Genomic DNA, 11,604 nt, shown 5'->3' with positions numbered 1-11,604 from the left:
AAGACCAGGTGCTGTGACCTGGTCTTTCGCGGTGGAGACGAGGGGAATCGAACCCCTAACCCCCGCCTTGCAAAGGCGGTGCTCTGCCAATTGAGCTACGTCCCCGTTCGGCGCCTCAGCGCCTGGCCGCCGGTGCCCGGTGCTCCCGGTCCGATGTCCGCTCAGCGGAGGTTCGGCGCGAGCTCCCGGGCGACGACCGGATGGGCCGGAGTTCGGCTCACACCTCGCCGGCGGTGGCCTCGCGCCAGAGGTCGGCCTCGGCCTTGGCTGCGCGGTTGCGGCGGACGACGAACAGAACGGCACCGGCAACGACGGCGAGTGCGAGAAGCTTCTTCATTTCCGGTCGCCTCCTAGAACGGGGCACCCGCAGAACCGCGGGCATCGGGAGAACATCCTTGAACAGGAAGGGTGGGCCTAGAAGGACTTGAACCTTCGACCTCTTCGTTATCAGCGAAGCGCTCTAACCGCCTGAGCTATAGGCCCTTGGTGTGACTCGAAGATTACACGACCGCGGAGCGAGTCCACGCAGGGGGGTCCCGGCGGGGTGGCGACCGGTTCCGGCCGCCACCCCGGTCCGGTCACTCCCGCTCGGACAGCGTGACTTCCACGCCCCCGGCGAAGTCGGCGGCCACGTTGTAGATGAACGCGCTCACCGTCGCCAGCGCCGTGAACAGCACGATGTTGATCGCCCCGATGATGGAGGCGACGCCGAACACGCGGCCCGCGCTGATCAGTTCTTCGCTGGCGGCGTCCTCCGGCGAGGTGAGCTCGGTGAACGTGCCGTTCAGCGAGTCCCACACCCCCATGCCGTCGAGCACCCCGTAGAGCACGGCGACCGCGATCATCCAGACGAAGAACATCGCGACGCTGAGCACCAGTGCCAGCTTCAGCACCGACCACGGGTCGAGCCGCTTGACCTGGAGGCTCGCCCGTCGCGGTCCCCGGCTGGGCCTGCGGGCGCTGGTGGACTGCGCGCCCGGCCGTGCGGCCGCGCCGAAGTTCACCGCGGTGCGCCCGTCAGCGCCCTGCTTCGGGATCTCGGTCCGCACGGTCTCCTGGTCGTACCCCGGCTTCGGGATGCCCTGGGTCTGCGCGGTGTCGAGCCCGGACTGGGATTCGTCGGAGCTGTCGGCCCCGGCCCCGCTGCGCTGCCACGGCGGCGGCGTCTCGGTGCCCTCGAAGGTCTCCGAACCGTTCGGCGTCGAGCTCGCCTCGCCGTTGCCGTCGGCCGCGGTCGACGTGTCGCCGTCGCCCTCGGTCGCAGCGGTCTGCCCGGTCATCACCGAGGTGTGCTGGGAGTTCTGGCCGTTGGTCGGTTCGGCATCCTGGTCACCCGGGTGCCCGTCCGGACGCTCCGGCTTCTCGGAAGATGTCACGAGAGATCCTTCATGATCGTCATCGGCGGTCGCTACTTCGTCGGCTCAGGCCCGGCGGCGTCCGGATCGGCGGCCTCGTCGGCGCTGCGCGCGATGGCCACCACCGAAGTCCCGTCGCCCAGGTTCATCAGACGCACCCCCTTCGTCTGCCTGCCTGCCTTGCGCACCTCCTTGGCGGTGGTCCGAATGACGCCGCCGGTGGAAGTGATCGCGTAGAGCTCATCGTCCAGGTCGACGATGAGCGCCCCGACAAGCCTCCCACGTTTGCGGTCGTACTGAACGGTGAGCACACCCTTGCCGCCGCGGCCCTGGACCGGGTAGTCGTCGATCTCCGTCCGCTTGGCGTAACCGCCGTCGGTGGCGACCAGGACGAACCGGCCGGCCCGGACGACGCCCATCGCGAGCAGTTCGTCGCCGGCGTTGAACCGCATGCCGAGCACGCCTGAGGTGGCGCGTCCCATGGGGCGCAGCGCCTCGTCGGTGGCGTGGAACCGGATCGACTGGCCTTCGGCGGAGACCAGCAGCAGGTCGTCCTCCTCGGAGCACAGCACCGCGCCGACCAGCTCGTCCTCGTCCTTCAGGTTCACCCCGATGAGTCCACCCGAACGGTTCGAGTCGAAGTCGGTGAGCCGCGACTTCTTCACCAGGCCCGCCTTGGTGGCCAGCACCAGGTACGGGGCGGCGGTGTAGTCCTTGATCTGCATGACCTGGGCGATGTGCTCGTCCGGCTGGAAGGCGAGCAGGTTCGCCACGTGCTGGCCGCGGGCGGTGCGGTTCGCCTCGGGCAGCTCGTAGGCCTTCGCCCGGTACACCCGGCCCTTGTTCGTGAAGAACAGCATCCAGTCGTGCGTGGAGCAGACGAAGAAGTGCGAGACGATGTCGTCCTGCTTGAGCTGCGCGCCCTGCACGCCCTTGCCGCCGCGCTTCTGCGCGCGGTACAGGTCGGTGCGGGTCCGCTTCGCGTAGCCGGTGCGGGTGATCGTGACGACGACGTCCTCGTCGGCGATGAGGTCCTCCATCGAGACCTCGCCCTCGTAGGGCACGATCTTGGTGCGGCGGTCCTCGCCGTACTTCTCGACGATCTCCATGAGCTCGTCGCGGATGATCTGCCGCTGGCGCTCCGGCTTCTCGAGGATGTCCTTGTAGTCCTCGATCTCCAGCTCCAGCTCGGCGAGCCGATCGGTGATCTTCTGGCGCTCCAGCGCGGCGAGCCGCCGCAGCTGCATCTCCAGGATCGCGTCGGCCTGCACCTCGTCGACGTCGAGCAGCCCGATCAGCCCGGTTCGCGCCTCGTCCACGGTCGGCGACCGGCGGATCAGCGCGATCACCGCGTCCAGCGCGTCCAGCGCCTTGACCAGGCCGCGCAGCACGTGGGCGCGCTCCTCGGCCTTGCGCAACCGGAAGCGGGTGCGCCGGACGATGACCTCGATCTGGTGCGTGACGTAGTACCGGATCACCTGGTCGAGGCGCAGCGTGCGCGGCACGCCCTCGACCAGCGCCAGCATGTTCACGCCGAACGTGGTCTGCAGCTGGGTGTGCTTGTAGAGGTTGTTCAGCACCACCTTCGGGATCGCGTCCCGCTTCAAGGTGACGACGATGCGCATGCCGCGGCGGCTGTTGGACTCGTCGGCGATGTCCGAGATGCCGGTGAGCTTGCCGTCGCGGTGCATGGCCGCGATGTTCTCGATCAAGTTGTCCGGGTTGACCTGGTAGGGCAGCTCGGTGACGACCAGCGAGGTGCGGCCCTTCGCGTCCTCCTCGACGGAGACGACGGAGCGCATCTTGATGGAGCCGCGGCCGGTGCGGTACGCGTCCGCGATGGCGTTGGTACCGAGGATCAGCGCCCTGGTCGGGAAGTCCGGCCCCTTGATCCGCTTGATCAGCTCTTCGAGGAGCGTCTCGTCGTCGACCTCGGGGTTCTCCAGCAGGTAGACCACGCCGTCGGCGACTTCCCGCAGGTTGTGCGGCGGGATGTTCGTCGCCATCCCGACCGCGATGCCGCTACCGCCGTTGACCAGCAGGTTCGGGATGCGGGCCGGGAGGACATCCGGCTCCTGGGTCCGACCGTCGTAGTTGTCGGAGAAGTCGACGGTGTCCTCTTCGATGTCGGCGAGCATGTGCATCGCCAACGGCTTCAACCGCGACTCGGTGTACCGCATGGCGGCCGCCGGGTCGTTGCCCGGCGAACCGAAGTTGCCCTGCCCGTCGATCAGCGGGTGCCGCATCGCCCACGGCTGCGCCAGCCGCACCAGGGTGTCGTAGATCGCCGAGTCGCCGTGCGGGTGGTAGTTGCCCATCACCTCGCCGACGACGCGGGAGCACTTCACGTAGCCCCGGTCCGGGCGGAACCCGGAGTCGTACATCGCGTACAGCACGCGGCGGTGCACCGGCTTGAGGCCGTCCCGCACGTCCGGCAGGGCGCGCGCGACGATGACGCTCATCGCGTAGTTGATGTAGGAGTTCTGCATCTCCTGCTGGATGTCGACCGGTTCTACGCGGCCGTGTTCCGGCGGCAGGATTTCCGTCACGAGTGGAGGTTCCTTTCAGGCGGGTGGGGCGGGTTCCCGCGCCGGCGCGACGCGGGCGAGCCTCCGCGGAGCTCGCCCGGGTCGCGGCGTGCCGGGCGCGTCGGCCCGGCGACGGCGGTCGGTCCCGTCCGTGCTGGCGGGTCCGGGATCAGACGTCGAGGAAGCCGACGTCCTTGGCGTTGCGCACGATGAACGAGCGGCGCGCTTCGACGTCCTCGCCCATGAGCACGCTGAACAGCTCGTCGGCGGTCGCGGCGTCGTCCAGCGAGACCTGCATGAGCAGCCGGGTGTCCGGGTCCATGGTGGTCTCCCACAGCTCCTGCGGGTTCATCTCGCCGAGGCCCTTGTAGCGCTGGATGCCGTCGTCCTTCGGCAGCTTGCGGCCGGCCGCCGCACCCGCCTCCAGCAGGCCGTCGCGCTCGCGGTCGGAGTAGGCGAACTCCGGCTCCGAGCGCGGCCACTTGATCTTGTAGAGCGGCGGGCGGGCCAGGTAGACGTGCCCGTTCTCGATCAGCGGGCGCATGAACCGGAACAGCAGGGTGAGCAGCAGGGTCCGGATGTGCTGGCCGTCGACGTCGGCGTCGGCCATCAGCACGATCTTGTGGTACCGCAGCTTCGACAGGTCGAACTCGTCGTGGATGCCGGTGCCCAGCGCGGTGATGATCGACTGGACCTCGTTGTTCTTGAGGACCTTGTCGATCCGCGCCTTCTCCACGTTGATGATCTTGCCTCGGATCGGCAGGATCGCCTGGAAGCGCGACTCCCGGCCGTCCTTCGCCGAACCGCCCGCGGAGTCGCCCTCCACGATGTAGAGCTCGCACTCGTCGGGCTGGTTGGACTGGCAGTCCTTCAGCTTGCCGGGCAGGCCGCCGATGTCCATCGCGCTCTTGCGCCGGACCAGCTCCTTCGCCCGCCGGGCCGCCATCCGCGCCTGCGCCGAGCCGACCGCCTTGTTGATGATCGTCTTGGCGTCGGCGGGGTTGCGCTCGAACCAGTCGTTGAGCCACTCGAAGGACGCCGTCTGCACGAACGACTTGACCTCGGTGTTGCCCAGCTTCGTCTTCGTCTGGCCCTCGAACTGCGGCTCCCGGACCTTCACCGACACGATCGCGGCGAGGCCTTCGCGGACGTCGTCGCCGGTGAGGCTGCCGTCCTTCTCCTTGAGGAGCTTCTTCTCCTTCGCGTAGGCGTTGACCACGCGGGTCAGCGCCGAGCGGAAGCCCTCCTCGTGGGTACCGCCCTCGTGCGTGTTGATCGTGTTCGCGAAGGTGTAGACCGACTGGTTGTAGCCGGAGTTCCACTGCATCGCGACCTCGACCTCGACGCCGGTGCCGGAGGCGCTGAAGGCGACGGCCTTCTTGTGGATCGGCTCCTTCGTCGCGTTGATGTGCTTGACGAAGTCCTCGAGCCCGCCCGGGTAGTGGAAGGTCCGCTCCTTCGCGCGCGCCACCTGGCCGCCCGCGTCCTCGCCGGACTCGTCCTCGTCGGCGATGCGCTCGTCGCGCAGCACGATGGTCAGCCCCTTGTTCAGGAACGCCATCTCCTGCAGGCGCCGGGACACCGTCTCCGCGTTGTAGCGGGTGGTCTCGAAGATGTTCGGGTCCGCCCAGAAGGTGATCGAGGTACCGGTGCGCTTGGTGCCCTCGCCCTTCTTCACGTCGCTGACCGGCTTGGAGTCCTCGTACCGCTGGCGCCACACGCTGCCGTCGCGGTAGATCTCCGCTTCCAGCGCGGACGAGAGGGCGTTCACCACCGACACGCCGACGCCGTGCAGACCACCGGAGACGGCGTAGGAGTCGCCGCCGAACTTGCCGCCCGCGTGCAGCACGGTGAGCACGACCTCCAAGGTCGGCTTCTTCTCCACGGGGTGCATGTCCACCGGGATGCCGCGGCCGTCGTCGGTGACGCGGACCCCGCCGTCGGCCAGCAGGGTCACCTCGACGGTCGTCGCGTAACCGGCCATCGCCTCGTCGACGGAGTTGTCCACCACCTCCCACACGAGGTGGTGCAGGCCGCGCTCACCGGTGGAACCGATGTACATGCCGGGACGCTTGCGGACGGCTTCCAAGCCCTCAAGCACGGTGATGGACGACGCGCTGTATTCGTTCTTCTTCGATGCCACGGGCCTCGGTGTCTCCTCGAACCGGCAATGTGTCTGGGTGGCCCGGCCGCGTCGGCGACCGCCTGCGGCGCCCGCGCACGGGCGCCGACCACGGCGGGCGCGGCTCGTCGTCCGGTCCTGGGAACGGCCGCGACCGGCGGTCGGAGCGCGGTGCGGACGTGCGGACCGGGCGTCCGGCGGCGCAGGACGCCGCACCCACCCCGACGATTCTACTGGGTGTCCCCGACAGGAGTGCGGCAAGGACACCCCTGAATTCCTCACAGAGCCGAGAACTCGGATCGGGACACCATCCGAGACCCGCGAGCGCGTCCGCGCGGCTCCTGCGCGGGCTCGTCGAGCCTCGGCTCAGCCGTAGGTGTCCCGCGGCCCGCGGCCCGGGACGTGCCGGGGTCCGTGCCGCCAGCTCGGCGCCGCAGGCCCCTGCACCTTGATCTTGCGGACCACGCCCTTGCCGACCCCGTCGGCGATGCGCTGCAGGATCTGCCGCTGCAGCAGGCGCAGCTGGGTGGCCCACGCCGTCGACTCGGCCTGCACCGTCAGCTCCCCGTCGGAGAGCGCGACCGGCTTCGTGTGCTCGGCGATGTCCCCGCCGACCAGGCCGTTCCACCGCGCGAACACCTGACCGCCGGAGAGCCGGTCGTTCCAGCCGTGCTCGGTGGCCAGCCGGGAGGCCAGCCTGCCCAGCGGCTGCGGGTCGCGTTCGTCCGCACCCGGCCCCGACCAGCGGCGCCGCCGCCGGGAGCCACCCGAGCCGAGCACGCTGCGCCGGGTGCGGCGCTGCGCCTTCGACTTCTCCTTCGCCGCCTGCAGCGCGGCCCGCGCCAGATCCGATCCGTGCAGCTCAGCGCCGTCCGAACCGGTCGCGGGAAGGTCCGCCGGACCGGTCGCGGCGGTGTCCGCTCGCTCCGCGCGCTCGCCCGATGTCATCGAGTTATCCACACCATCCACAGCCTTATCCCCAGTTGTGGGTAACTCCGGGGGATGACGTTCACCCTGCGTGTGCCGCGCGCACCGGAGGCGACCGGGAGCTCACTCGACACGGCGCACCTCCCCGTCGCGGACGTCGAAGCGGGTGCCCTTCAGCTCCTCGGGCACGTCCTCCCCCACCGCCGCGGTGACCAGCACCTGCTCGGCACCGCCGACCAGTTCGGCCAGCCGCGAACGGCGCCGCCGGTCCAGCTCCGCGAACACGTCGTCCAGGATCAGCACCGGCTCGGCGCCATCCTCGGTGAGCAGGTGGTACGAAGCCAGCCGCAACGCCAGCACGAACGACCACGATTCGCCGTGGCTCGCATAGCCCTTCGCGGGCAGCTCGCCGAGCACCAGTTCCAGGTCGTCGCGGTGCGGCCCGACCAGCGACACCCCGCGCTCCAGTTCCTGCGGCCGCACCCGTTCCAGCTCCGCGAGCAGCGCGGACTCCAGCTCGGCCCGGTCGGCGCGCTCACCCTGCGGCACCCCGTACCCGGCGGGCAGCGAGTCGCCGAGGCTGCTGCGGTAGCGCACGTCCGCGACCCGCCCGGACGGCGCGCTGTCCGTCCCGGTCTCCGCCACGCTGGCATAAGAGCTGGTCACGTGCGGGGCTAGGTCCGCCACCAGGTCCAGCCGGGCCGCCAGCAGCTCGGCGCCGTGCGCCGCGAGGTGCCCGTCCCAGACCTCCAGGGTCCGCAGGTCCGGCGCCGGACCACCCCGGCGCGCCGCGCCCGCCGACTTCAGCAGCGCGCTGCGCTGCCGCAGCACCCGCTCGTAGTCCGAGCGCACTCCCGCGTACCGCGGCGACCGCGACACCAGCAGTTCGTCCAGGAACCGGCGCCGCTCCCCCGGGTCCCCGCGCACCACCGCCAGGTCCTCCGGCGCGAACAGCACGGTGCGCAGGATGCCCAGCACGTCGCGCGGTTTGCCCGGGGCGCCGCGGTTGATCCGCGCCCGGTTCGCCTTGCCCGGCGTGATCTCCAGGTCGACCAGCAGCTCCCGGCCGCCGTTGACGACCGCAGCGCGCACGAACGCGCGCTGCGCGCCGTAGCGCACCAGCGGCGCATCGCCGGACACCCGGTGCGACCCGAGCGTGGCGACGTAGCCCAGCGCCTCGACCAGGTTCGTCTTGCCCTGGCCGTTGGACCCGACCAGCACGCTCGCCCCCGGCTCGAAGGCCAGGTCGGCCTGCGGCCACGAGCGGAAGTCGGTCACTTGCAGATGTCGGACGTACACAGCGCTCCACGGGATCTGGTCGCGCGGACGGCACCCGCACGACCGGGCGCGCGGTGAGGTGACCCGCGCGGAGTCACCTCACCGACATGTCACCTTGTCGACACGGCGACCCGGATCAGCCCTCGTTGGTCTCCACCGCGTGCCCGCCGAACTGGTTGCGCAGCGCGGCCACGGCCTTCATCGCGGGCGAGTCGTCCTGGCGGGAGGCGAACCGGGCGTAGAGCGCGGCGGTCATCACCGGGGTCGGCACCGCGTGGCGCACCGACTCCTCCACCGTCCAGCGGCCTTCGCCGGAGTCGGAGACGTAACCGCGCAGCTTCTGCAGCTCCGGGTCGTCGTCCATCGCGCGCACCAGCAGGTCCAGCAGCCAGGACCGGACCACGGTTCCCCGGCTCCAGGCCTTGATCGTCGCGGGCACGTCGGTCACCACGTCGGAGGCGGCGAGCAGCTCGAAGCCCTCGGCGTAGGCCTGCATCAGGCCGTACTCGATGCCGTTGTGCACCATCTTCGCGTAGTGCCCGGCGCCGACCGGCCCGGCGTGCGCGAAGCCCTCCGCGCGGGGGCCCTCCGGCCGCAGCGCGTCGAAGATCGGCATGGCGCGCTCGATGTCGGCGGTGTCGCCGCCCGCCATCAGCCCGTAGCCGTTGGTCGCGCCCCACACGCCGCCGGACACGCCGACGTCGACGTACTTCACGCCGTGCTCGGCGAGCAGCGCCGCGTTCGCCTGGTCCTCGGTGAACTTGGAGTTCCCGCCTTCGATGACCAGGTCACCCGCGGAGAGCACCTCGGCGAGCGCCTCGATGGTCTGCTTGGTGGGCTCGCCGTGCGGGACCATGATCCACACGATCCGCGGGCCGGTCAGCCCGCCCGCCAGGTCGGCGATCGAGGCGACGTCGCTGACCTCTTGGTTCCGGTCGTAGCCGATGACCTCGTGCCCGGCGGCCCGCAGCCGCTCGCGCATGTTGAAACCCATTCGGCCGAGACCCACAAGTCCCAGTTGCACCGGATCTTCCCCTTCGAGACTGGTTGTTGCCCGGGCCGGCCGTTCGGACGCGGCCCGGTGCCGCACGTGATCGGCGCCCGGGCGGATCGCGGCGGGCACCGGGACCACCTCAGCCCGGCAAGCGCACCGGCATCAGCAGGTAGAGGTAGCCCTCGACCACCTCACCATCCTCCCCGACCGGCTTCAGCAGCGCGGGGCGGTTGGATGTGGTGAACAGCATCTGGGCGCGGTCGGTCTTGAGCGCGCCCAGGCCGTCGAGCAGGTACGTCGGGTTGAAGGCGATGGTCAGGCCCTCGCCGTCGAGCTCGACGGGGAGCTCCTCTTCGGCGCTGCCCTCGTCATCGCCACCGGCGGTGAGCCGCAGGCCGGAGTCGGAGAACTCCAGCCGCACCTGGGTGCCGCGCTCGGCGACCAGCGACACGCGCTTGATCGCCTCGACAAGCGGGGCCACGTCGATGATCGCGGTGGCCGCGGTCTCGGACGGCAGCAGCTGGCGGTACTTCGGGAACTCCGCGTCCAGCAGCCGGGTGGTGTTCCGCCGGGTCGAGCCGGACAGGCCGAGCAGGCCGTCGCCGGACGCCAGCGAGATCTCCACCTTGGCGCCGGAGCCGCCGAGGGTCTTCGCGGACTCGGCGAGCGTCTTGGCCGGGACGAGGATCGCGGTGTCGGCGATCGACTCGTCCGGCTCCCAGGTGAACTCGCGCATCGCGAGCCGGAACCGGTCGGTGGCGACCATCGTCAGCCGGTCCGCGTTGATCTCCATGCGGACGCCGGTGAGCATCGGCAGCGTGTCGTCCCGGCCGGCGGCGACCGCGACCTGGGCGACGGCGGCCGAGAACAGGTCGCCGGGGACGGCACCCGCGCGCTCCGGCATCGCCGGGAGCTCGGGGTAGTCCTCGACCGGCATGGTCGGCAGGCTGAACCGCGAGCTGCCGCAGGTGATCGTCACCCGCGAGCCGTCCACGGTGATCTCGACGGGCCGGTTCGGCAGCGACTTGGTGATGTCGGCCAGCAACCGCCCGGAGACCAGGGTCTTGCCGGTGGAGTCGATGGAGGCCTCGGTGGTGACCTGGGCGGAGACCTCGTAGTCGAAACCGGAGATGGTCAGCGCTTCGCCGGAGCTCGCGTCCAGCAGCACCCCGCCCAGCACCGGAACCGGCGGCCGCGACGGCAGGCTGCGCGCGACCCAGGCGACGGCGTCGGCAAGACCGTCACGTTCCACGCGGATCTTCATCGATGTCCTTTCGGTTTCGGCCGAAGCCGGGTGCCGGGGAGAACGCTGCCGGCGCCGTGGGGGCGGCCGGTTCCGGGAGTGCTGTCGGTGCGGGGCTGTCGAGGTCGGTGTCCCGTTGCGTCGCCCGGGGTGCGCGACCGGAGGGCGGCACCTGGCGCGGGGCGCATCGGAACCCGTCCCACGAGAGGCCACGAGCACGCGGCTCCGGATCGGCCGTCGCGGGAGTTCCACCGTAGAGCGTTCGTCGCGATCGCCGCATCCGGGTCCTGGCTCTCGAAGCGTTCGTTCCGGGCCACCTCGCCGCGGTTGTCCACTTGTCCACCGCCCCTCTCTCTTCTTTTTTTCTTCATTCAAAAGAAAAGAAAGAGAGCAGTAGTAGTAAGGGTTGTGGGTTGTGGGGATAACCCCCGTTTTGGCTGTTCACGACACCTGGACAGCTGTGGATGGGGACTGGGGGTAACCGGTGGATGGGCTGAACGAGTCGTGGACAACTTCTGACCGACCCGAAGTTGTCCACATCGAGGCCATGTTGTCCACACCGCCATCCACAGCTGAACCCCCAGTTGTACCCAGCCCCTGCGGATGAGGGCTCCCTTTTCGGGCCTCCACCGATCGGGGTGTGGGCAGATCTGTGGGTTTCCTGTGTCCAACCGGGGTACGGCCTGTGGGCAGGTCGGCGATGGTTGTGCACAGGCTGTGCACGGATTGGGGAAAACTCCAGCTCAGGCCTGGGGATGGCGAAGCTGTGGACAGGTCGGCCTCGCGGCGGGTTTTTTGCCGGGGGTGAGGGCAAGGCCACTGCCCCTGTGCAGAAAAGTCCGCGCGATCCACAGCCCGATCCACCGGTTCGAGGCGCTCCGGTGGCCGACGCGGAGCTCGCAGGGGCGTTGGAGCGGCGAAATCCGTGCGGTGGGCGACCGGTTGTGCGCAGAGCGAGCGGAATTCGAGTTCTCCACAGGCTGTGCACGGCCGCCGGCACGCTCCCGAGGCGCGTCGCGACCGGATCCGGGTGCGGATTTTTCTGCGAGCGGCGGGTGCCGGGAGCCGACCGGTGCGGCAGAAAGGTTCGGCGAGCGGCTCGCGGTGGTCGCCGACCGGGGAGGTGCGGTGGTCCCGGCCGCGGACCGCGGCAGCGC

7 protein-coding genes, 2 tRNA genes and 1 pseudogene are annotated in these 11,604 nt (G+C 70.1%); all 10 read right to left on the bottom strand.

All coding sequences use genetic code 11. The annotated features are described in order from the left end of the window. Positions 1-32: 32 nt before the first annotated feature. The 10 genes and pseudogenes from ABZ805_RS06545 to dnaN all read right to left on the bottom strand — a co-directional run bounded on the left by ABZ805_RS06545 (position 33) and on the right by dnaN (position 10,468). Positions 33-105: transfer RNA gene (locus ABZ805_RS06545), tRNA-Ala, on the bottom strand. A 124-nt stretch (positions 106-229) separates the two neighbouring features. After that, positions 230-337 (bottom strand): annotated as a pseudogene (locus tag ABZ805_RS06540) (DLW-39 family protein); the annotation flags it as partial. A 72-nt stretch (positions 338-409) separates the two neighbouring features. Continuing rightward, positions 410-483: transfer RNA gene (locus tag ABZ805_RS06535), tRNA-Ile, on the bottom strand. 95 nt (positions 484-578) lie between these two features. Next, positions 579-1,376 carry a DUF3566 domain-containing protein gene (locus tag ABZ805_RS06530; protein ID WP_358435308.1) on the bottom strand — a complete coding sequence of 266 codons (798 nt, stop codon included), beginning with the start codon at positions 1,374-1,376 and terminating at the stop codon, positions 579-581. A gap of 32 nt (positions 1,377-1,408) precedes the next feature. Further along, the gene (gene gyrA, locus ABZ805_RS06525) at positions 1,409-3,904 is read right to left on the bottom strand and encodes a DNA gyrase subunit A (RefSeq protein ID WP_358435305.1); all 2,496 of its coding nucleotides are present in this window, start codon (positions 3,902-3,904) and stop codon (positions 1,409-1,411) included. Positions 3,905-4,052: 148 nt separating this feature from the next. After that, positions 4,053-6,026: a DNA topoisomerase (ATP-hydrolyzing) subunit B gene (gene gyrB, locus ABZ805_RS06520; RefSeq protein ID WP_358435302.1), complete on the bottom strand. Its 1,974-nt coding sequence runs from the start codon at positions 6,024-6,026 to the stop codon at positions 4,053-4,055. A gap of 345 nt (positions 6,027-6,371) precedes the next feature. Continuing rightward, positions 6,372-6,953: a DciA family protein gene (locus ABZ805_RS06515; RefSeq protein ID WP_358435300.1), complete on the bottom strand. Its 582-nt coding sequence runs from the start codon at positions 6,951-6,953 to the stop codon at positions 6,372-6,374. A 102-nt stretch (positions 6,954-7,055) separates the two neighbouring features. Further along, on the bottom strand, positions 7,056-8,231 hold the full coding sequence (gene recF, locus ABZ805_RS06510; protein WP_358435298.1) for a DNA replication/repair protein RecF: 1,176 nt from the start codon (positions 8,229-8,231) through the stop codon (positions 7,056-7,058). 115 nt (positions 8,232-8,346) lie between these two features. After that, the gene (gnd, locus tag ABZ805_RS06505; protein ID WP_358435418.1) at positions 8,347-9,300 is read right to left on the bottom strand and encodes a phosphogluconate dehydrogenase (NAD(+)-dependent, decarboxylating); all 954 of its coding nucleotides are present in this window, start codon (positions 9,298-9,300) and stop codon (positions 8,347-8,349) included. Between the two features lie 43 nt (positions 9,301-9,343). Further along, positions 9,344-10,468 carry a DNA polymerase III subunit beta gene (gene dnaN / locus ABZ805_RS06500; RefSeq protein WP_358435295.1) on the bottom strand — a complete coding sequence of 375 codons (1,125 nt, stop codon included), beginning with the start codon at positions 10,466-10,468 and terminating at the stop codon, positions 9,344-9,346. Positions 10,469-11,604 lie beyond the last annotated feature (1,136 nt).

Source organism: Saccharopolyspora sp. NPDC047091 (genome assembly GCF_040643635.1).
Lineage (GTDB): Bacteria > Actinomycetota > Actinomycetes > Mycobacteriales > Pseudonocardiaceae > Saccharopolyspora_C.
Note: the sequence above shows the minus strand (reverse complement) of the source record. Positions and strands in the feature narration are given on the sequence as shown.